This window comes from Pedobacter sp. GR22-6 (genome assembly GCF_037402555.1).
Classification (GTDB): domain Bacteria; phylum Bacteroidota; class Bacteroidia; order Sphingobacteriales; family Sphingobacteriaceae; genus Pedobacter.
Window position 1 is genome coordinate 397,814 of sequence record NZ_JBBEUC010000002.1, and the last position, 21,633, is coordinate 419,446.

16 protein-coding genes are annotated in these 21,633 nt (G+C 43.7%); 6 read left to right on the plus strand and 10 right to left on the minus strand.

Annotation, left to right across the window (positions count from 1 at the left end; translation table 11 throughout):
- Entirely contained in the window at positions 1-759 is a 759-nt protein-coding gene (locus tag WAE59_RS09390) for a TlpA family protein disulfide reductase (protein ID WP_337855692.1), read from the plus strand.
- A 96-nt stretch (positions 760-855) separates the two neighbouring features.
- Here the strand turns inward: WAE59_RS09390 and WAE59_RS09395 are convergent, their stop codons facing one another.
- From WAE59_RS09395 to WAE59_RS09405, 3 genes are all read right to left on the minus strand, one after another.
- Positions 856-1,485, minus strand: a complete 630-nt coding sequence (locus WAE59_RS09395) for a DUF6266 family protein (RefSeq protein WP_337855693.1) — start codon at positions 1,483-1,485, stop codon at positions 856-858.
- A 3-nt stretch (positions 1,486-1,488) separates the two neighbouring features.
- The gene (locus WAE59_RS09400; RefSeq protein ID WP_337855694.1) at positions 1,489-2,136 is read right to left on the minus strand and encodes a DUF6266 family protein; all 648 of its coding nucleotides are present in this window, start codon (positions 2,134-2,136) and stop codon (positions 1,489-1,491) included.
- Between the two features lie 703 nt (positions 2,137-2,839).
- Positions 2,840-4,093, minus strand: a complete 1,254-nt coding sequence (locus tag WAE59_RS09405) for a hypothetical protein (RefSeq protein ID WP_337855695.1) — start codon at positions 4,091-4,093, stop codon at positions 2,840-2,842.
- A gap of 107 nt (positions 4,094-4,200) precedes the next feature.
- Between WAE59_RS09405 and WAE59_RS09410 the strand changes: the two genes are divergently transcribed.
- The 3 genes from WAE59_RS09410 to WAE59_RS09420 are packed head-to-tail and all read left to right on the plus strand — an operon-like array spanning position 4,201 to position 6,604.
- Positions 4,201-5,349: a putative sugar nucleotidyl transferase gene (locus tag WAE59_RS09410; RefSeq protein WP_337855696.1), complete on the plus strand. Its 1,149-nt coding sequence runs from the start codon at positions 4,201-4,203 to the stop codon at positions 5,347-5,349.
- A 9-nt stretch (positions 5,350-5,358) separates the two neighbouring features.
- Positions 5,359-6,051, plus strand: coding sequence for a peptidylprolyl isomerase (locus tag WAE59_RS09415; protein ID WP_337855697.1), 693 nt, complete (start codon positions 5,359-5,361; stop codon positions 6,049-6,051).
- Positions 6,052-6,097: 46 nt separating this feature from the next.
- Positions 6,098-6,604 (plus strand): hypothetical protein, encoded by a 507-nt coding sequence (locus WAE59_RS09420; RefSeq protein ID WP_337855698.1) that lies wholly within the window; start codon positions 6,098-6,100, stop codon positions 6,602-6,604.
- Positions 6,605-6,650: 46 nt separating this feature from the next.
- Here the strand turns inward: WAE59_RS09420 and WAE59_RS09425 are convergent, their stop codons facing one another.
- Positions 6,651-8,741 (minus strand): S9 family peptidase, encoded by a 2,091-nt coding sequence (locus WAE59_RS09425; protein WP_337855699.1) that lies wholly within the window; start codon positions 8,739-8,741, stop codon positions 6,651-6,653.
- 145 nt (positions 8,742-8,886) lie between these two features.
- Here WAE59_RS09425 and WAE59_RS09430 point away from each other — a divergent pair, with 145 nt between their 5' ends.
- A complete protein-coding gene (locus tag WAE59_RS09430; protein ID WP_337855700.1) occupies positions 8,887-11,415 on the plus strand; it encodes a hypothetical protein in 2,529 nt (842 codons plus the stop codon).
- A gap of 61 nt (positions 11,416-11,476) precedes the next feature.
- Here WAE59_RS09430 and WAE59_RS09435 read toward each other — a convergent pair whose 3' ends face one another.
- From WAE59_RS09435 to WAE59_RS09460, 6 genes are all read right to left on the minus strand, one after another.
- On the minus strand, positions 11,477-12,562 hold the full coding sequence (locus WAE59_RS09435; RefSeq protein ID WP_337855701.1) for an RICIN domain-containing protein: 1,086 nt from the start codon (positions 12,560-12,562) through the stop codon (positions 11,477-11,479).
- Between the two features lie 215 nt (positions 12,563-12,777).
- Positions 12,778-14,463 (minus strand): sodium/sugar symporter, encoded by a 1,686-nt coding sequence (locus WAE59_RS09440; RefSeq protein ID WP_337855702.1) that lies wholly within the window; start codon positions 14,461-14,463, stop codon positions 12,778-12,780.
- A 74-nt stretch (positions 14,464-14,537) separates the two neighbouring features.
- The gene (gene araA, locus WAE59_RS09445) at positions 14,538-16,028 is read right to left on the minus strand and encodes an L-arabinose isomerase (RefSeq protein WP_337855703.1); all 1,491 of its coding nucleotides are present in this window, start codon (positions 16,026-16,028) and stop codon (positions 14,538-14,540) included.
- A 38-nt stretch (positions 16,029-16,066) separates the two neighbouring features.
- Entirely contained in the window at positions 16,067-16,765 is a 699-nt protein-coding gene (locus tag WAE59_RS09450) for an L-ribulose-5-phosphate 4-epimerase (RefSeq protein WP_337855704.1), read from the minus strand.
- Positions 16,743-18,470, minus strand: a complete 1,728-nt coding sequence (locus WAE59_RS09455) for a ribulokinase (RefSeq protein ID WP_337855705.1) — start codon at positions 18,468-18,470, stop codon at positions 16,743-16,745. The genes WAE59_RS09450 and WAE59_RS09455 overlap by 23 nt, the downstream gene beginning before the upstream one ends.
- An 84-nt stretch (positions 18,471-18,554) precedes the next feature.
- A complete protein-coding gene (locus WAE59_RS09460) occupies positions 18,555-19,262 on the minus strand; it encodes an NUDIX hydrolase (RefSeq protein ID WP_337855706.1) in 708 nt (235 codons plus the stop codon).
- Between the two features lie 394 nt (positions 19,263-19,656).
- Here WAE59_RS09460 and WAE59_RS09465 point away from each other — a divergent pair, with 394 nt between their 5' ends.
- On the plus strand, positions 19,657-21,633 hold the full coding sequence (locus WAE59_RS09465; RefSeq protein ID WP_337855707.1) for an alpha-L-arabinofuranosidase C-terminal domain-containing protein: 1,977 nt from the start codon (positions 19,657-19,659) through the stop codon (positions 21,631-21,633).

Below are 21,633 nucleotides of genomic sequence, written 5' to 3' on the forward strand. Positions count from 1 at the left end.
ATGAAACTGAAATATAATTTATTTGTAATGATCTTCTTATTAAGCCTATGCGGTTCGGCTTTCGCACAGATCAAGCCCGCCGACAAAGCTTTAAACGACTCCATAGGCAAATTGAACCGTAAAGATCGGTTGGAATGGATCTCTACATATGCTTCCAAAAATCCATCTTCGCCATCAGGACCGTATTTTTTGAGCGAATTCTTAAAATTTGATTATCAAACCACAATGGCTCAGCAAGATGCCATCATGACAAAGTTTAGCGGCAAAGCCAAAACCACAAAGGAGTACCTGCAAATGGCCAAAGATTTGGACAGTAAGAAAAAACTATTGCCAGGTAATGTAGCCCCCGACTTTAGTTTATTGCAGCCTGATGGGAAGCCGTTGAAGCTTTCAGATCTGCGAGGTAAATATGTTTTGATTGACTTCTGGGCCAGTTGGTGTGTGCCGTGTCGCAAAGCCATTCCGCATTTGAAAGAAGTTTATGCGAAGTATAAAGACAAAGGATTTGAGATCCTGAGTTTGTCTGGCGATCAGAATCAGGAAGCCTGGAAGAAAGCGATGGCCCAGGAGCAAATGCCCTGGCTACAGGTGTGTGATGAGTTTCCTGACAAATTCAAGCCTTCTAAAGTAGGCGAGATCTATCAAACCCGTTTCATTCCGTTCTATGTATTGCTAGATAAAAAGGGTAAGATTTTGGTCTATAGCGGACAGGATGCCGATGTAGAGAAAGAACTGGAGCGTATATTCCCCAATAGCTAGTCAGCGAATTGCATTTAAAGGAAGCATCCCTGGGTGCTTCCTTTTTTTCTTTCCTATGCATGATGCAAATGTTCCTGATTTACCATTTTGTAGCGTTTAGTACGGTCCTACATATCTGCTGTTGCCCACTAGTTTTCCATCTGCAGAGGAAAAGTTCATGTACGCGTGCAGGGCGGTATTTTTTAGCTTAGCAGGCAAAGCTACCGTAAAACCACATGCATCACGCCGTGTTACATTCTGGAATATCGCTGCCTTGCCTGTATCTGCCGCTACTAACAGAAAACTAGCCTGGTCACTGAACCTGCAAAAGTTGGACTCCTGTTGCTCCTGCCACTTAAATATCGCCATGCCCTCTTCCAAAGTTACCGAAGGCACCAGTGCCCCTTTTACATGTCCGCGACTGTACACAATTGCCGGGTAATTTAGGATCACCTTGTCCTCTTCGAATACAAAAGCTTGTTCAAAATTGTAAGCGTAAGCTGCATTTAAGGCAGATCCTTTCTTGCGGTATTGCTTGAAACCGGGGTTGACCAAGTTGCTAATGCTGTTTAAAAACTGCGATAATAGTATAAGTTGCTCACGGGCAAGAAGCTGCGGTTCCGTACCTGGTTTGTCACTGGTCCTTGGCAGGCCGGATACAATATTTTGGCCTCGCGACATTCTGCCGACCACTGCACCTGCTTTGTTGCGCATTGGCCCATTAATTCCTGAATTTAAAATTCCCATAATTTAGATAGTTGATTGGTTGAAACTGCCCATGTAAGTGCTGTTGGATACTTTTTTGCGATCGGCGGCAATGAAGCTAATGTATGTTTCCATATACTGCGATTGCATTTCTACCGGGATTGCCAAAGTGTCTGAGCCAACAGATCTACATTGACCATACAGTGTAAAAATGCTTTCCTGTGTTTCCGGAAAATAAGCAAGCATCATCACTTGATCTGTCGCATCTGGCCATGCCATTTTTGGGTCGCTCTTCCAGCTGAACTTCAAACCTGTTTCCAGCAATTCGATTTTCGGTTCTACTGCGGGAAGTGATTCGCCTTTGCTCACACATACATTTTTGTAGTCGATCTTTAAATCTGGAAAATCACCGCTTATGACCTGCTTACCATTGTTTTTAACGGCCATGTTGTAGGCATGTGAGGTCGTCCCTAAACATTCTACACTAAAGCCTACTTGAAGAAACTCCAGCAAATCTTTTAGCAGCGCAGTGGTCAATTTAATCCTGAGCCTGTTCCTTAGTTGCGGGACTGTCGGTTCCGCGTTGTTAATACCGATGGAGCGATTGACCTCTTGACCATTAAGTTGATAATAGACTAGCCTGCCTATTTTTCCGTTGTGTGGGCCAAAAGGCCCGTTTTTACTTCTTCCCATTATTTAATTTTTTTAATAAAAAACAATGGTAAGCTTTGTTTGTTTGATCCGCTTTTATTTTCTTGTATTTTAAATTTGTATGTTAAAAGAAACGCTTCTGTATCGATAGTATACAGGTTTGTCTCATCGTTATAATATTGACGCATTGGAAACCCGTATATTAACGATTGCAGACCGGGTTGGCTTATAGTTGGTTTATACCTGGGTTATAGTTGCCTTATTGTTAGCTTATCCAAGTATAAGGAAAATATAAGCCTATTATAGCTGAAGTATTTCGTAATTCAGGCTCCAGTCCGAAAGAATGCCATTTGGAGCCCAAGCCTATTAGGAGGGAGTTAAGGATTTGTTATTTATAGGTACTAAAGTAATACTTTGTGGCATTCTTACTACCAGATTTCTGAAGTATTCCAACATCCGTCGCGACTTTTAAATCTCTACTTGCAGTTGCGGTAGATAACGATTTGAAATGTTGAAAATAATCTTTTCTGGTAAAGCGTAGATTGTATCGTTTTAATCCTATTGGCCTTTCTTAATTCTGTTTTTGGAACATTCAAATGCAGGGTGTTTACTGCGCCAATTTGCTCGGAAACATTTGTTAGTAAGGATATTATCTGAGTATTTAGCTGGTATGGAGGCTTGTTGTAGGTCATATGATAGTATCATATGATACTATCAAAGGTAGTAAAAATCATGCTGACCCGCACTATTGATTATGCGGTCGCTCATTGATCCATCTAAAGCCTCGATCCATCAGTTCGAATCTTTTTTTCTCTGTTTCGATCATCACTGGTCGACCGAATAGTTTACCTTTTAGTCTGAGACCTTTATCTGAGTAAAGCTGATAGCTTAGTTGATAATGGCGTTCCTTGTCTTCCACAAATGAGATCTTGACGGTTTTTTTTATTGTATCGGTTTTGTAGCTGAACCAGACTTTTTCACCGTCGTGGTAACTGATGAAACCGTAGTCATAATCGTCGAAGGCGATGAATTTCCATTTTTGATGATAGAATGTTCCATCGGTTGGCGCAATTTCCTGATCCCATCTGAGCCATGATATATCGTAGGCGCCGTAAAGAGGGGATGGGCTTTCTTTTTTTTGAAACCATGCTTTATTGAGGGCCATTACCAGGGGGACACCTGCATAAAGTGCAATGGCGGCATATTTGAGAGCTAACTTGGTAATGCGCATCCATCTCTTTGGGAAATGAGGGGCTTTCCATTCGTAAAATGAAACCGCTTTGTTTTTGAAGAACAAATCAAACAATCTGATAAAGTTCGGGATCAAAAATATGATGCACAGGGTAACCAAAGCCGTGCTCAGAATCTTTACGGGAACATCAAAGCAATAATTGACAGCCATAATGTTCGCGGAGGTCATGAGGCACAAAAGTGCTCCAAGTGTGGCTGTCTTTCTAAATAAAAGCAGTACTCCCATCATCTCAGCAAAGAACATAAACCATTTATAACCTTCGGAATATCCTAGGAATGTCCATGCCAATCCCATAGGTGATGAATCGCCATAAGTTCCTGTGAGGCGTCCCATGCCCGGAGCTGGAAATTGCCCATCGTTCAGTTTGGCTACGCCATAATGAATGAGCATAAAGCCCACATAAAAGCGAATGACTACCGTGAGCCAGTAGAAAAGTTGATCATGGCTTTTGCGTTTTCTATCGAATATGGACCAGATTAGCGTGCCTGCTATGGATGTAAGCACAACGAATAGAAGCAGTACATAATCATAAGTGGTATCTCCACTGCCATTGCTAAATTCAGTAATGGTGTAGGGGAGTTTGAGGAACTTATCTGCGAACCAAGGCACAAAGCTTTGTAGCCAGGGGGTGGTAAATTTCGTCAGGTAGTAAAGAAAGGGGAGTCCGCCGTTGTTGAAGCAAAATATGAATAATACGCAAAGCAGAAATATGAAGCGAATGCCGACTAATGAAAGCGTTTTTTGCATGCCTGATTGATAAATGGTTTCATTAAAGTACGCGATTTTTTCTCAGATTTATAAGGTCTTCATTTGAAATCATGGGCAATGTTGTTATTTTGCAGAAAAACAAGCCGATGTCTACAATCCTTTTTGATCCAGCTTCCAGAGAAAGCTTACATCCTTTAAATCAGTTAAAAGCTATTGCGGATCTTCGCATGGGTCTATTGACGATCAAGGAGAGATGGGGACTATTGTTGGACAAAGAAATGCTGGTCAGCACAGTAGATTATTTGAAGCCCCTATATGCTCCACTTACAGAAGGCGAGCATCTTTGCATCAATGCGGCTGTAATACCGACTCCTGCTTTGGTTGTAGCTATCAAAGGCTTAAAGCAGCAAGAGGTATTGATGTATGAAGGTGTAGTCATTGCCGCGAATGGCTTTTTGACTTGTAACTTAGTTGACTGGCCGGCTTTCAGTGCCATACCTTTTACAGATGGATTGAAAGTGATCAAGTATCCATGGCAATTATTTCAATGGAATGCCGAGCTGATCAGGTCTGATTTTGAGCTTGTGACTTCTGGAAAGCAATCTCAACCAGCTCCCGAAGGCTGCACGTTGATCAATCCGGGACAGGTATTTATCGAAGAGGGGGCTGTATTGGAGCACTGTATCATCAACGCTTCAGAAGGGCCGGTGTATATCGGTCCTGGAACTTTGGTTATGGATGGCGCAATTATCCGTGGGCCATTTGCAGCTGCGGAAAAGGCTGTGATCAAGATGGGAGCGAAGATTTACGGAGCTACCACTATAGGCCCTTCCTGCACCGCAGGGGGGGAGATTAAAAATGTGATACTACAGGGCTATGCGAATAAGGCACATGATGGTTACCTGGGCGACTCAGTAATTGGTGAATGGTGTAATATTGGAGGTGGTGCTTCCAATAGCAACATTAAGAACACTGCGAGTGCTGTAATGATGAGAGATGAGGCGACGGGCGAACAAGTGAGTGCCGGATTGAAATGTGGCTTAATTATGGGCGACCATTCGAGGATAGCGATCAACAGTGCCATCAATACGGGGACAGTGATTGGTACCTGTTGCAATGTCTTTGGTGCAGGGTTGGGCAGTAAATATTATCCGGCCTTCACTTGGGGCCGCGATGAGCACTATGAATTGAAAGGCGCTTTAAGGGATGTTGGGAATTGGATGGCCTTTAAATCTAAGGTACTTTCTGCTACTGAAACGTCTGTTTTAGCCTATATTTATCAACTACCAGTTTAAATTTCGTTTATGAGAAGAATATCCTTTACATTTTTGTTTGTGCTCCTGACCTTTGGCCTGTATGCGCAGTCGACTTATGTCCGTTTTGAGACTAAACAAGGCAATATCGTGGTGATGTTGTACGATGAAATACCGAGACATAAGGCGATGTTCCTGAAGCAAATCAAGAAAGGTACTTATAAGCAAGCGGAATTCAATAGGGTGATTAAAGACTTTGTGAATCAGGGAGGTGAATTGGACGATAGCATTCTGAATCGCGAAAAGCGTCATCCTGAATTGGGTGCTCCCAGGTTTCCGGCCGAGATCAAGCCACATTTGATTCATAAGCGTGGTACTTTTGGAGCCGGTCGGGACGATAATCCCGAGAAGGCATCCTATTTCAATCAGATTTACTTTGTGATTGGGAAGAAATGGACGGATTCATTATTGGATCGTGTGGAAAAAAGAACGGGTAGGAAGATACCTATGGAACATAGGGAAATTTATAAAACGCTCGGAGGTGTACCTCATCTGGATGGTGATTACACTTTGTTTGGGGAGATCGTGCAAGGTTTGGAGGTTGCAGAAGCGATCAACTCTGTAGCTACAGATAAAAATGACGTGCCGCTGAGTCCAGTTGTGTTTAATGCAGTGGTGTTGTCTAAAAAAGAAGCTGCAAAATTGAAGAAGAAACTTAAATCAGTGGTTGAGGGGAATACCTGAGGGGGATGTATGCATTGGATCCATAAAAATGAATAAATAAATCAACATGAAAAAGCAACACTATTTCTTACTGATTCTTGCAATTGCGACTAGCCATTTGCGGGCACAAACGAAGCTTGATTCTGTTTCGGTAGTGATTACCGATAGTCAGGCTGTAAAATCGACTGTGATATACTTAGATGGTCAGCGGATTTCCCAACAAACACTTGATTTCATAAAGCCTGACGACATTCAATCTTTTGATGTGGAGAAAGGTGGCGAACAAGAAAAAATATATGTCAAGTTGAAAAAAGACTTGAATTATAAGTTTTTGTCAATGGCGGAAATCGCGAGTAAGCATATAAAAAGGAAACTGGAGCATCCTTTATTCTTCGTAAACGAAAAATTGGTTACTGATCCATTGCTTTTATTGGGGGAACATCTTGTTCGTAACATTAAGGTTCATACCTCTGAGACATTGCCTTATTATGAAGATCAGAAGTTTGATTTAGTAAAGATCGTTACTACAGTCCCTACACCGATGTATATAAGGGGAGGCGTTGCCGCCAATTAGGGAATTTATAATAAAGGCGGGCTTTTTTATGAGCCCGCCTTTTATTTTATAATTCTCCTGCATTTCTGTTCGGAGGATCAACACCGAGCAATGTTTTTACAAAGAAATCTCTTTTCTTGGCTTTACCGAAAGGACCGCCATCGCTATGACCAAGACCAGGAACTACAATCAGTTCAAAAGTCTTGTTGGCCTTGATCAGTGCATCGGCAAAACGATAAGTCGATTCTGGAGGTACATTGGTATCTGCTTCACCGACAAGTAGCATTAGATTCCCTTTTAGCTTCGCTGCATTGGTAATGTTGGATTGTGCTTCGTAATGAGGACCTACAGGATAACCCATCCATTGCTCATTCCACCATTGTTTATCTACACGGTTGTCGTGACAACCGCAGGCCGCTACTGCCGAGGTATAAAATTCCGGATGAAAGAGCACAGCTCCGCCTGCGTTTTGTCCGCCAGCAGAGGTCCCATAGATGCCAACCTTGCTAATATCCAGATAGCTGTGTTTTTTTGCCAGTGCTTTGATCCATAGGATCCGGTCTTCAAAACCAGCATCGCCGAGGTTTTTCCAGCAGACGTCATGGAAAGCTTTGGATCTGTTGGCAGTTCCCATTCCGTCGCATTGTACGACGATGAAACCCAGTTCAGCAAGGCTTTGCATTTCGCTATATGGCAGGAAGGTTTTAGGTACAAAAGAATCCTGTGGACCTGCATAAATGTATTCTATAACGGGGTAAGTTTTTGTGCTGTCCATATTTGAAGGCCGCATCATGATGCCCCAGATGTCGGTTTTTCCGTCGCGTGCTTTGGCTACAAACACCTCGGGCAATCGAATGCCTTTTTTATGGAAGTCGCTGAGGTCTGCTTTTTCGATGTCCATCAGTTTTTTGCCATCAGCAGTAGTATGTAAAGTAGTTACTGGTGCTACATTGACTTGCGAATAGGTGTCTAGAAAGTATTTTTTGTCAGGTGAGTAGGCGATGCTGTGGTTGCCGATCGCTGGGCTCAGGTGCTGTAGTTTTTTGCCGTCAAAGCCAATGCGGTAGTAATGTATATTATAGGGATCTTCCTCAGGGTTCATGCCGCTTGCCCTGAACCAAATCTCCCTTTTCTTTACATCTACGCTGTCGATGTTCCGAACCACCCAATTGCCCTTTGTGATTGCTTTTTCTTTCCCTGTGATCTCATCGACTAAATAAAGATGTCTGTAACCATCTTTTTCTGTAGCCCAGATCAGTTCATGAGTATCGGCTAGATATTGGGTAAAGATGCGCTGCTCATAAATGAAGGTATTTGTCTTTTCGTCGATGATGTCTTTGGTCTGAGCGGTTTTGGTGTTGACTTCAATGACACGGAAGCGTTGATGCCCGCGGTCTCTTCTTTCAAAGGTAAAGTAGTTATTGTCGCCTTTTCTCCAGTGCAGTTGAGGCGGACCAAAGAAATCTATCTTTTCAGTTGCTACTTTTTTATTGGTTTTGTTCGCAATGTCAAATACAAACATTTCAAAACTGGTGAAATCCTCTCCTGGCTGCATGTAGTTGTTGGATTTGAGTTCCGCCCGGGTAGTACCCGGAACTGAACTCAGAAGATAGTACACTTTTTCAGTCTCTTTAGGGTCGGTTTTATAGCCGACCAATGTTTTGCTGTCTGGCGACCAGGTCATTCTTGCGTAGGGTTTCGCTGGAGTACCATCAGTGGTCAGTTGTGTTTCTTTTTGATCACTTATTGATTTGATGAAGATGTTGCCATCTTTGACGATTGCCGTATATTTTTTGTCGGGAGATTCATTGCTACGCTCGAAATTTCGTTGACGGGGATTGCGTTCAGTACTGCGTTCAGGTATGGATGCGGCTAAAGTGGAGGGGTCTTTTACAACACTTTTTTTTCTGGAAGTCGGGTCGACGCTTATCGTTTCATTTTCACCGCCTGGTGTATTTACTTTATACCAGAACGACTTGCCGTCAGGAGCCCAGTTGGCTTTTACGGTAGCCCGTGCGACTGATTTTGCAACGCTGGTATCCATCATCGCGGAGCGCTTGTAGGCTGCAATCAGCTCATCCTTTCCAGGTTGATAGCTTTGTTGGGCTGAAGCAGAAAACGCAATGGTGCTGATTAATGCTGTAAAGAAGTATTTCATCTGTGTTAAGGAAATAATGAGTGGTAAATGTAGAACTAAAGGGGAACCGATGCTGTGTGTAAATTAACAAATTGTAGCAATGAATTAATAATCTGCTAGTAAGAAGGAGCTTAACAAAGTATTTTACTTATTTTTAAAAAACGCTATGAAACTCACACGACTAAACCTGACTGGCCGGTGCTTACTGCTCCTGTTCCTTATCTCTTCAGCATCCATATCTTCCTTTGCGCAATCAGGAGGTTCTTCAGAAAGCATTAAGAAACTCGTATCGGCTTTGAGTACGCGACAGAATACCGATTCTTTAGAAAGCGTGTATGTGCAGTTTGATAAAACAGTTTACGGGGCTTCCGATACGCTTTGGTATAAGGCCTATGTCTTTGACGCCAACAGCTTGACCAGCCCGGGTAAAAGTGGGATTCTTCATGTTGATGTATTGAATGCTGAGCATGCAGTAGTGAAGCGCTTCCTGGTTCCGCTGGTCGCGGGTCTGGGCTGGGGGTATCTTCCCCTGAGCGATGCTGGATTTTCCGCTGGCCAATATACTTTAAAGGCATATACCAATTGGATGCTGAATTTCGATGACCGGGCTATCTTTAGCAAGGTTTTTAAAGTGAAGCCAGACAAAAATGCAGATGCATCGACTGCGCTGGTCCGGAACTCAAGTTCAACAACAAGTGCTAAGGACAGAAAAGTTGCCGGTTCAGCATCAGCGCAGCAAAATTATGATCTTCAATTTATGCCGGAGGGAGGCTATCTGGTGGCGGGTGTGGAGACTACCATTGGGTGTAAGGTACTGTCGCCTGAGGGAAGAGGGATAAGCCTTAAAGGAAAGATTTTAAACGGTAAAGGTGAATCTGTAGCCGACTTCCAGACATCTGAACGGGGAATGGCAAACTTTAAATTTAAAGCACAGGCCGGCGAAAAGTACAAAGCAAGTGTCGCCCTGGCCGGTGCTACAAATGCGAACTACAGTTTTCCGGAAGTCAGTGCTTCCGGTACTGTGCTGAATGTAGACAATCATCCCGATAGCAGCAAGCTGAGTATTTTCGTTCGCAGATCAGAATCCCTTAAAGCAAATCATTTCTACCTGATCATGGCTTGCAGGGCCGGGACATATGCCGTAGATGTCGATTTAAGTAAGGATACTGAGCAAATGATTCAGATCAGTAAGAAAAAATTTCCTACGGGCATCTTGCACATCAGTCTTTTAAATGAAGCATATGTGCCCCTTAATGATCGTCTGGTATTTATCAATCACCATGATTTCCTGAATTTGCAGGTGGCGACAGATAAAGACACTTATGGAAAACGTGATAGTATCGGTTTGTCGATCAATGTTAAAGATGCGCAAAGCAACCCGATAGTCGGTAGTTTTTCAATGTCTGTTACAGATGACAACCAAGTGGCCGACAATCTGGTCAATGGAAATATATTGACGGAAATACTATTGAGGTCTGGTGTGAAGGGAGATATAGAAGACGCTGCCTACTATATGGAAAATCATGCTGAGGCAGCAGGAGGATTGGATGTATTGTTGCTTACGCAGGGATGGACTGCTTTTGACTGGAAAGGTCTGTTTACAAATCGGGAGATGAAGTTCAAGGCAGAACGTTTTTTTGAGATTCAGGGTCGGGTAGTTGGGGCCTTTGGGGCAAAGTCCAGTAAGAAGGTTGCATTATTGGGTACGAAACCTATTTTTTTAAAGGATACAGTGACAGATGAAAGAGGGTACTTTATTTTTAAAAATCTTCCGCCTTTTGAGTATCCGGTGTTTCAGATCAGAACCTCCAATGCCAGGGATAAGTCTTTTGACCTGAATATTGAAATAGATGAACCCCAGTTCCCTGATTTTAAGATAAAAAATATCCAGCCAAAGCCAATCATTGAACAGGTGCTTGTTCCAAATGAGGAATTGACCAGGTTAAAATCCTTCCAGCAGAAATTGGATGGAACGATGCTAAAGGAGGTAAACATCAATGCCATAAAAACGGTGAATAATTCCGATAATCTTAATGGTCCGGGCCAAGCAGATCAGGTACTGAATGAGGCCGACCTTAAGAAGGAAGGACGGGTTACTTTGCTGGAAGTGTTGGAAAAACGGATCAAAGGTTTTATGCTTACGGCCAATGGTGCCAGGATAAATACACAACCACTGAAGTTTATTTTTGATGGAATGGATTTAGAATTCGGTCAAAACCTGAGTTTCATTGACCTGAGAAATGAGCTTCAGGGATATAGCATAGAAAACATAACCGGACTGGAAGTTGCTGTCAACATGAAATATACCTCCAGGTATAACTTCAGGCATCAGGAGAACAGTCATTTGATCAGTTATGTTGAGGGAGGGCCAAGCTACATAGAGATCACTACCAGAGCTAAAAAAGGACCTTTTGCCAAGCCCGCAAGAGGAATGTATTTGTATCGATCCTTACCTTTCTCTTTGCCTTTGAAGGAATTTTACGTACCTAAATACCATAGACAGAAAGCAGAAACAGAAGCACCTGATCTCAGGCCTACTGTTTATTGGAATCCCAATATACTGACTGATGCTGAAGGAAAGGCTTCGTTTTTCTTCTACACGACAGATGTCGCGGGAACTTATACTGTGGTAGTAGAGGGGAGTGATATGAACGGCAACCTCGGATTTTTCAAAAGAAAAATTAAGGTTGAATAGCCTGGCTTTCTTAGGAATTCCCACCTGAACCCCCTCTTGGAACTTCAGGTGGGAAAGTACACTATATGCCGTCGGCACGCATAGTATATACCAATTTCACATGCCTGAAGGCGTTAGCTTCAGACCATTCGTTATCGTAGTTTAAACCATAAGGCCAAAAATGTCCACCGCCAGCATGTACAGCTCCGGCACTACCATCAAAGATTTTGATCAGGTTAACGGTATTGGTGCCCAGAAAATCTCCAGTAGAGGTATTGGAATACCAGCCCCCGGTTTGTCCAACGCCCCAGGTGTGGCCGATTTCATGCATCGCTGTACGCGTATTCTGGTAACTTGCACTAGGACCAAAGCGAATGTGTCCTCCGGAAGTCGCATCTGCTGTTGCAACACCTGTATTGTATTCTACGGTGAGCGTTCTTGCTGGCCAATTTGCACCAGCATTGTAGCGCGCGCAGGCATCATTCATGGCATTGGTGATGCGTGTCTGCACATCAGCAGGCAGCCCGGTACTGGTGAGCGTCCATGTGAGTTGTCCGCCGGCATTAACCGTGAGCAAGGACCACTGTTGGTTTTCTCCAGCCCAATAGCCCCATTGGGCCACGTTGGCATTGTCGTTAATAGATTGTCCCGCTACATCAAGATCTTTGCCACTGTTTCTGTTGGTAATACGGTAGTATCCATTACCCAGAGAGGTAAATTGCCATTGCTGATGGTTTGCTCCTGTGTAGGTGGAAATGTTTACGTTAGCACCGTCGGCGGTTCCGGCCTGGTCGACCTGCAGTCCTTTGGTACTGTGTACACCGATTACAGAATAATAGCCGCCACTGAGTTGAGTTAGCGTCCATCGTTGATTGGTACCGCCGGTACCACCATACTGTGCAACATTTGCTCCGTCGGATGAGGAAAATCCAGCCACATCCAGCGTTTTTCCACTTTTGCGGTTTACGATGTAAAAAGTGCCATTGCCTACAGTTTGTGGTACTTCAGTAGGTGGTATTGCACTTGTTCTTTCTCTTTTGGAGAGGGTGTCGATTGTAGTGCTTGAATCTTTGCTTGCTACGGTGTCTTTTCGACAGCTGGAAACACAGAAGGTCAGGGCCAGCAAACTGAAGCCGGCCAATTTTGAGAGGATTGAATTGGTTTTCATGAAAATTGATTTAGGGTTAAGAATGATTGTTATCTATTTGGTTTATAGCTAATTTACTGTATTTATAAGCTCTGGTGTAGTCATATGTTAACGCAATAAAGCTATATCTTAACCCGTCTGTGCTGCTGTTTTAAAAGAAAAAGCCCCCAAATAGTGTCTAACTTTTTGGGGGCAGTCTAAATGACTTGAGTGATTTTAATACCGAAGTATCTCTCTTACCAGAACTTCACATACAATGCCGCGATGATGAGTAGTGTAACCACAATCAGCGCCATAGTAGATGGTGCGACTTTGAACATTGATTTGTCGAGTTCGAAAGCTTTAGGATTCACTTTTGGTCCAGCCAAACTCATGGCAATCATGATGGCCATGGTAAAGAAGAACGAAAGTCCCATGCAGATATGGAATGGAATTTCGAAGCCACCTTTTCCATTTGGATAGGCGGTATACAGCAGGGTATCGTTGCCCAATAAACCCGGTGCCATTTCGTTGAAGAATACAGACAAAAGGAAACCTGCCAGTACGCCGACAATTGCGGCACTGCCAGTAGTTCTTTTCCAGAACATACCCAGGATAAACATGGCAAATACACCAGGGCTAATGAAGCCGGTATACTTCTGAATAAAGGTGAAACCACCTTCTCCGCCGATACCCAAAAGATCATCCCAGGTGAAGAGTACAGCCAGGATCATCCCTACAAATACCGTAGCTCTACCGACCAGGACGAGATTTTTCTCTTCGGTACCTTTAGTGAAATATTTGGCATATACATCCAATGTAAAGATCGTCGAGATACTGTTTACTTTACCCGCCAGGGAAGCCACGATGGCTGCGGTAAGTGCTGCTACAGAAAGACCTTTCAGCCCCGTTGGCAGGAAGGTCAACATTGCCGAGTAGGCCCCGTCTTTACCGCCGATCAATTGAGGTAAGTGTCCGCCTTTATACAGTACAAAAGCAGCAATACCCGGAAGCATTACAATTAAAGGCATCATCAGTTTCAGGAAGCCTGCAAACAGGATACCGGTTCTGGCAGTATGCAGATCAGCACCCAGCGCGCGTTGAGTGATGTACTGGTTACATCCCCAGTAATTCAGGTTTATGATCCAGATACCTGCTACGTAAGATGCCATACCCGGGAAGGTCAGGTATTTGCTGATCTCGTTCTGTGTAGATTCTGCAGTAGGTTTTGGAATGATCATTTTGAAGTGTTCCGGTGCTTGTTCCATCAAAACATTAAAACCTGCAATGGCATTTGCCCCAACCCCAAATTTCTCCCCAACTACTGTCAAGGCAATATAAGTGGTGACCAGACCTCCGAAGATCAATACTGCTACCTGTATCACGTCAGTATAAGCGACTACTTTCATACCACCCAAAGAAATGATGAGGGCAAATACAGCCAATCCGATCATGATTACATGCAGATAATCGCCACCAGTAAGCCCGTTGATGGCAACAGCACCCAGATAGAGTATCGAGGTCAGGTTGACAAAAACATATAAGAACAACCAAAAAACAGCCATGATCAGTGCTACAGACTCATTATATCTGGTTTTCAGGAACTGAGGCATCGTATAGATCTTGTTCTTGAGGTAGACTGGGATGAACCAGACAGCTACAATGATCAGCGCAATTGCCGCGATCCATTCATAGGCTGCTACTGCAATACCCAGGAAAAACCCTTCTCCGCTCATGCCAATAAACTGCTCGGCAGAAATGTTAGACGCAATTAAGGAAGCGCCAATGGCCCACCAGGTTAAGGTACCTTCGGCCAGAAAAAATGCTTTGGCATCATGCTCATCTCTTTTTCGTTGCCGGTAGATGTAATATCCGTAACCAGAGACGACCAGGAAATAGATGATGAAAACTACATAATCTGTAGTTACTAAACTATTGTTCATAGTGGTTTATTTGGTAGTTTTAAGTAAAATAAATTTTTGTGCCGGTAAAATAAATTTTATCCGGCACATTTTTGTTATTTATAAAAGATTTCGTTCCACTGAAGTTCATTTCTGAACTGATTGATCTTTGTATCTGCTCCGATATTCACATATTCTATTCCTGCGATGTTGGCAAAATCCAATAAATGGGCGGTACTGAGGTTCTGGCTGTAAGCGGTATGGTGTGCACCACCTGCGTAAATCCAGGCTGCACATCCGGTTTTCATATCTGGAAGTGGTTTCCATAATACCTGCGCTACAGGAAGTTTTGGCAATTCATGTTCCGGCTCAACTGCTTCTACTTCATTGACCAGTAAACGGAAGCGATTGCCCATATCGATGATGGAAGCATTCAGTGCGTTTCCACCCGCTACACTGAAAATCAGCCTTGCCGGATCAGCCTTGCCACCGATGCCAAGCGGATGCACTTCAAGTCTTGGTTTTCCATTGGCCAGTGAAGCATCTACTTCCAGCATGTGTGAACCCAGTACCATTGAATTGGCCGGATCAAAGTGATAGGTATAATCTTCCATAAAGGCATTCGCTCCTGGCAGACCGGCACCCATGACTTTGCAGGCACGTACCAAGGCGGCAGTTTTCCAGTCGCCTTCTCCGGCAAATCCGTAACCGGCAGCCATTAAGCGTTGTGCTGCTATACCGGGCAGCTGGATCATGCCATGAAGATCTTCAAAGGTATCGCTGAAACCTTTAAAACCACCGTCTTCCAGGAACTTTTTCAGTCCCAGTTCGATTTTAGCAGCTTCGTATACTGAAGAATGTCTTTCGCCACCGCGAAGCAAGTCGTCAGTCATGGTATAAGTAGCTTCGTACTCAGTCAATAATTCTTGTATGGCCTCTTCAGGGATGCTGTTAATGATGGCTACAAGATCGCCAATTCCGTAGGTGTTCACCTCGAATCCAAACTTCAGCTCAGCCTCTACTTTATCCCCATCAGTTACGGCTACATAGCGCATATTGTCGCCAAAGCGTGCAAATTTAGCGCCTTGCCAATCATGCCAGCCAGCAGCTGCACGGGTCCAGGTGTCAATTTCTTTGACAACCTCTTCGTCCTGCCAATGACCTACAACTACTTTACGGTCTTTGCGCATCCTGGTCACCATAAATCCAAATTCGCGGTCGCCATGGGCACTTTGGTTCAGGTTCATGAAATCCATGTCGATCGTATCCCATGGAATGTCACGATTGAATTGGGTATGTAAATGCAATAAAGGTTTTTGAAGGATATTAAGTCCTCTGATCCACATTTTGGCGGGAGAGAAGGTATGCATCCAAGTGATTACGCCAATACAATTGGCACTCAAATTAGCCTGCTGCAAGGTCTCGAAAATCTCCTCTGCAGTTTTTACGATAGGTTTATATACTACGCGTACAGGGATTGCTTCTGCGCCGTCAAGCGATTCGGCCACCTGCTGTGCATGCGCAGCGACTTGTTTTAGTGTTTCTTCTCCGTAAAGGTGTTGGGTTCCGGTGATGAACCATACTTCCAATGTTTTTAAATTGATCATTATTGAAATGGGATTGTTTAATTTTAATATTAAGTATCTTATTGTCCGTAGTACGAATCAGGTCCGTGTTTGCGCTCGAAGTGTTTTTTGATCAAAGCATCTTTCAGTTTGGGCGCATCCGGATTGATCTGTCGTGTCAGGAGTGCCATTTGAGCAACTGACTCAAGTACAGCGCTATTGTACACTGCTTTTTCAGCAGTTTTGCCCCAGGTGAATGGAGCATGATTGCCAACAAGGATCATTTCTACCTCATGATGGCTGTAGCCGAGTTCTTTGAAATGGTTGATGATCTGAAATCCGGTTTCGTATTCATAGTTTCCTTTGATCATTTCGTCGCTCATTGGAGGTGCGCAGGGGATATCTACCGTCAGGTGATCTGCATGCGTGGTTCCGAAGATGGGAATATCTAGTTGCGCCTGGGCCCATGAAGTGGCGAAAGTGGAGTGGGTATGTACAATTCCATTGATCCCTTCCCAATGCTTGTACAACACGGCATGGGTTTTAGTGTCGGAAGATGGTCGTAATGAGCCTTCTACAGTATTTCCTTCGAAATCTACGATCACCATTTTGTCCGGACTCAGGTCTTTATAAGGCACACCACTAGGTTTGATGGCGAAAACGCCAAGGTCTCTGTCGGCTGCACTGACATTGCCAAAGGTAAACAAGACGAGGTTTAGCTTTGGCAGTTCCATATTGGCCTCATATGCCGTTTCTCTAATGTTCCTGTAATTGCCCATGGTTTTCAGTGGATTTGGTCGATAATCTGGCAGCAGTTTGTTCTTCGATAAAGCCGCCCAGTGATTTGTAGTGTGCGTAATGCGCACGGTATAATCCTTGTTTTGCAGGATTTGGTTCGTATGTCCGTTCGAATCCGGTGCCCATAGCAACCATAGCTTCTTCTACTGTAGGGTATATCTTGGCTGCGGTAGCGGCAAACATAGCTGCACCCAATGCGCAAGTATGTTCGAAACGGTGAATCCTGATTGGCATCTCCAGTATATCGGCCATCATTTGCATGATATAAGGGGATTTTTTTGCTACTCCACCTATACCGATCACCCCCTTTACGGGAACGCCCTGCGCGATGAAGCGGTCAACAATACTTTTGGCTCCAAAGCAGGTCGCTTCTGCCAAAGCCCTAAAAATGCGTGGCGCATCTGAACCCAGGTTTAAACCGGTAATGGCACCTTTGAGTTCCTGATTGGCGTCGGGCGTACGACGGCCGTTGAGCCAATCTAGTGCAAGCTCCGCGTTTTTGCTTTCCGGTAACCGGGCCGCTTGCTGACTGAGCTCGACGATGATCTTGTTTTCAATTTCTTCGATGAGTGCCGTAGCAGTAGCGGAATCTACCAGTGTGGTGTTTGCCAGGATACTGGTCAAAGGCCAGCTCAATACTTTTTTGAACCAGGCATACACGTCGCCGAATGCCGACTGACCAGCTTCCAGACCCAGCGTGCCAGGGATCACTGATCCGTTTACCTGTCCGCAAATTCCTTTAACTAATTTCCCATCCAATTCTTGCGTTGGTGCTACCAGGATGTCACAGGTACTGGTACCCATGATTTTACAGAGGTGATAAGGTTCAATTTGCCCGCCTACAGCACCCATATGTGCATCAAAAGCACCAACACCTATTACGACATCGGTGGAAAGTCCAAGGCGCTCGGCCCATTCTTCACTTAAATTACCTGCTGATTCATCTGATGTATACGTGTGCTCGAATAGCCTTTCCCTAAATCCAGCCAAAAGTGGATCCAGGCTACTGAAGAAGGTTTCCGGTGGGAGCCCATCAAATTCCTCAGCCCAGAGGGCTTTGTGCCCGGCAGCGCAACGACTCCTTTTCATTTGTGAAGCGTCGGTTCCCCCGCTGAGTAAGAAGGGGATCCAATCACAGTGCTCTACCCAGGAATGGGTGGCATCGCGAACGGCATCATCTGCTCTAAGTACATGGAGCAATTTGGCCCAAAACCATTCAGAGGAATAAATTCCGCCAACGTATTTGAGGTAATTGATTTCGAATTTAGCCGCGTGTTCATTGATTTGCGCTGCCTCTTTAATACCTGTATGGTCTTTCCAAAGTACAAACATGGCATTCGGATTTTCCTCAAAACCTGAAGTAAGTGCAAGAGGTGTTCCGGTTTTATCAACTGCTACCGGTGTAGATCCAGTGGTGTCTACAGCAATACCCTTTATTGCAGAAGCGATATCAGGAATGCCCGATTTTGCGATACAATCTTTGATGGTATGCTCCAGACCTTCGATATAATCCAGCGGATGTTGTCTGAATTGGTTGAGGGTGGCTTCACAGTATAGGCCTTTTTGCCAACGTTGATAATAATAGACTGAAGAGGAGACTTCGGCCCCATTTTCGGTATTTACAATTACAGAGCGCACAGAATCAGAGCCGTAATCTATACCGATGACATATTTGGTTAAATTCATGGTTATTACAATAAACGTCTAATTAACGTTTATTTTTTTAACAAATGAAAATTATTATGAAATTTCTTTCAAAAAAAAATGATGTTAGCTGATCAGATTCTCAGGATTGGGGATGAAGTTGAGGAAGGATTGGAATTTTGCTTTGTATTTATTTTTATCCAGGGTGTAATAAAAAGCCCCACGTTTGGAATTAGACTTGTCTTTTTCGGTAAGTTTGATGAGCAGATCCGTTGAGTTTACTTTGCGTATAAAATTCCTGTTGTCGATTTTCGTGTTATATACTTGCTCATATAAATTCTGTAATTGAGGGATGGTGAATTTTTTGGGCAGTAGCTCAAAGAGAATGGGGTGGAGCGCTGCTTTGTAACGAATTCTTTTTTTCGCTTTCTCTACCATACTGTTATGGTCAAAGATCAGTGATGGTGCTTCGTTAACAAGAAACCATTCCGCGTGAAATTGATCGCTGATCTGAGTCTTATACTTATTGATATCTATCAGTGCAAAATAAGCGATAGATATTGTACGCTCGATGGGATCGCGGTCGGGACTTCCGTATGCTTTCAGTTGTTCCAGGTAAACATCTTTGAGGCCAGTGAGTTCATGAAGGATGCGCTCTGCCGCACCATACAGATTTTCTGTAGGACTTACAAAGCCTCCCATCAGACTCCATTGATCTTTAGCCGGCTCAAAACCTCTTTTGATCAATAGAATTTTTAGTTGGTCGCCATCAAATCCAAAAATAATGCAGTCTACTGCAACCAGAACCCGTGTTTGGTCAGAATAAGTTATCATGCTGGTAGTATCGTTTTTCAAGAAGTATGTATTTGGTTCTCTGAATAAGGAGAGCAATTTATAAAAATAAAAGTCAAAGGTACAAAAATAATAATCGAGGTCTGGAAGCTTAAATTATAGGATAAACAGCTTTTTCTTTTTGGATGTGTGCATATCGGAAGGTTTAGTTAAAATATTGTTTGATGTAGCTAAATAAGGTTTGCAAAATATTAGGGAATCTTACGTTCTTTACCCTGGATGCAAAACCCATGTGGTGTAGTAGAACGTAACAAATGCATCAAATATCCAAGAATAATAAATGTTAATTTGACGTTTATTGAATAATTATTACATTTAGGGCTCGCAGGATTACGTTGTTTCATGCGCTGACCAAATGTATATTAAAATGAACAAGATGAATTATAAAAATTACTTCCTTGTATTACTCCTTACAGGGATATGCCAAACCGCTAAATCACAGCATAAAGATCTAATTGTCGTCAATGCCGCCCAATCTCAAGGCACAGTATCACCTACCATGTGGGGTGTTTTCTTTGAAGATATTAATATGGGGGCGGATGGTGGAATTTATGCCGAAATGGTAAAGAACCGTTCCTTCGAGTTCTTGAAACCGTTGATGGGCTGGTCTGTAAAAGGAAATAAGATCACAGAAGGCGATATATTGATTTTAAATAGACAAGGCGCCAATCTTGCCAATCCGAGATTTGTGCGGGCCAATATTAAAGGGGCCGACAAAGGAGAGGCTGGAATGAGTAATGAAGGTTTTAAAGGTGGAATGGGCATTAAAAAAGATCTGCGATATGATTTCTCTTTGATGTATCGTCAGCAAACGCCAGGTCTCAGTCTGCATGTGGAACTTCTGGATGAGCAGAATAACGTTCTGGGCACTGCCGTTTTGAAACCGACTGATGCATCGGGGCAGTGGGCAAAACAGGAAGTTAGTTTGAACGCTAAAGCCAGTTCCGCGAAAGGTAAACTGAATATTTGGTTTGAGGGTAGCGGTGTATTGGATATGGACATGATCTCTCTGTTCCCTTCTGATACCTGGAAAGGTCGTAAGAAAGGCATGCGTGCAGATATGATCCAAATGCTGGCCGATATGAAACCTGGTTTTATTCGCTTTCCCGGAGGTTGTATCGTAGAAGGAATTGATTTGGCCAATAGGTATCAATGGAAAAAAACGATAGGCCCTTTGGAAGAGCGCCAATTGATCATGAACCGCTGGAATGTAGAATTTGCACACCGACCTGCGCCTGACTATTTCCAGACTTTTGGTCTGGGTTTTTTCGAGTATTTCCAGTTGTCCGAGGATATCGGTGCTGAGCCCCTTCCAATTTTAAACTGCGGCATGGCCTGCCAGTTCAACACTGCGGAGGTAGTGCCTCTAGATCAGTTAGATCCTTATGTCCAAGACGCTTTGGATCTGATTGAGTTTGCCAATGGCGATGCTTCTTCAGATTGGGGTAAAGTAAGGGCGTCTATGGGACATGCTGCACCATTTAACTTGAAATATCTGGGTGTAGGGAATGAAAACTGGGGACCTCAATATATAGAGCGTGCAAAAGCATTCCAAAAAGCGATAAAGGCCAAATATCCGAAGATCAACCTGATCTTTAGTTCGGGTACTGACCCGGATAGCGAGCGCTTCCACTACCTGGACAAAGAGTTACGTGCGATGGATGCTGATATTATCGATGAGCACTACTACCGGTCACCCGATTGGTTCCTGAAAAATGCTGCACGTTATGACAGCTACGATCGTAAAGGTGCAAAAGTATTCGCCGGCGAATATGCAGCCCATGTGGATAAAACAGTTGGTACGAAGCGCAATACCTGGCAGGCAGCTATCGCTGAAGCCGCTTTTATGACCGGGCTTGAGCGGAACGCGGCGGTAGTGAATATGGCATCCTATGCTCCTTTGTTTGCCAATACAGAAGGCTGGCAATGGGCACCCGACTTGATCTGGGTAGACAACATGAATATTTATGGAACACCGAATTATTATGTTCAAAAGCTGTTTTCTACCAATAAAGGAACCCAGGTCGCTTCTGTACTAGCAGAAGGAAAATCACTTTCCGGTCAGGATGGTCTGTATGTTTCGGCTGTAGTCGACAATGTAAAAAAAGAGCTAATTGTGAAACTCGTAAATACCAAGGATACAGAACAGAAAAAGCAAGTTTCTCTGGAAGGATTGAAGTTGGCTGCTGAAGCCCAATTGACGATACTTCAGGGTGGTTTGACAGATCAAAATTCAATGGACAGTCCATCAGCCATCGTTCCGGCAGAAGCAAAGCTAAAACTGAAAGGTAAAACTGCCGCCTTGAAATTGCCTGCAAATTCATTGGTCATGCTGAAAGTTAGTTATAAATAA

Coding starts and splice junctions, on each gene's coding strand:
- WAE59_RS09390 (WP_337855692.1), top strand. CDS start 1: ATGAAACTGAAATATAATTTATTTGTAATGATCTTCTTATTAAGCCTA.
- WAE59_RS09395 (WP_337855693.1), bottom strand. CDS start 1,485: ATGGGAATTTTAAATTCAGGAATTAATGGGCCAATGCGCAACAAAGCA.
- WAE59_RS09400 (WP_337855694.1), bottom strand. CDS start 2,136: ATGGGAAGAAGTAAAAACGGGCCTTTTGGCCCACACAACGGAAAAATA.
- WAE59_RS09405 (WP_337855695.1), bottom strand. CDS start 4,093: ATGCAAAAAACGCTTTCATTAGTCGGCATTCGCTTCATATTTCTGCTT.
- WAE59_RS09410 (WP_337855696.1), top strand. CDS start 4,201: ATGTCTACAATCCTTTTTGATCCAGCTTCCAGAGAAAGCTTACATCCT.
- WAE59_RS09415 (WP_337855697.1), top strand. CDS start 5,359: ATGAGAAGAATATCCTTTACATTTTTGTTTGTGCTCCTGACCTTTGGC.
- WAE59_RS09420 (WP_337855698.1), top strand. CDS start 6,098: ATGAAAAAGCAACACTATTTCTTACTGATTCTTGCAATTGCGACTAGC.
- WAE59_RS09425 (WP_337855699.1), bottom strand. CDS start 8,741: ATGAAATACTTCTTTACAGCATTAATCAGCACCATTGCGTTTTCTGCT.
- WAE59_RS09430 (WP_337855700.1), top strand. CDS start 8,887: ATGAAACTCACACGACTAAACCTGACTGGCCGGTGCTTACTGCTCCTG.
- WAE59_RS09435 (WP_337855701.1), bottom strand. CDS start 12,562: ATGAAAACCAATTCAATCCTCTCAAAATTGGCCGGCTTCAGTTTGCTG.
- WAE59_RS09440 (WP_337855702.1), bottom strand. CDS start 14,463: ATGAACAATAGTTTAGTAACTACAGATTATGTAGTTTTCATCATCTAT.
- araA (WP_337855703.1), bottom strand. CDS start 16,028: ATGATCAATTTAAAAACATTGGAAGTATGGTTCATCACCGGAACCCAA.
- WAE59_RS09450 (WP_337855704.1), bottom strand. CDS start 16,765: ATGGGCAATTACAGGAACATTAGAGAAACGGCATATGAGGCCAATATG.
- WAE59_RS09455 (WP_337855705.1), bottom strand. CDS start 18,470: ATGAATTTAACCAAATATGTCATCGGTATAGATTACGGCTCTGATTCT.
- WAE59_RS09460 (WP_337855706.1), bottom strand. CDS start 19,262: ATGATAACTTATTCTGACCAAACACGGGTTCTGGTTGCAGTAGACTGC.
- WAE59_RS09465 (WP_337855707.1), top strand. CDS start 19,657: ATGAATTATAAAAATTACTTCCTTGTATTACTCCTTACAGGGATATGC.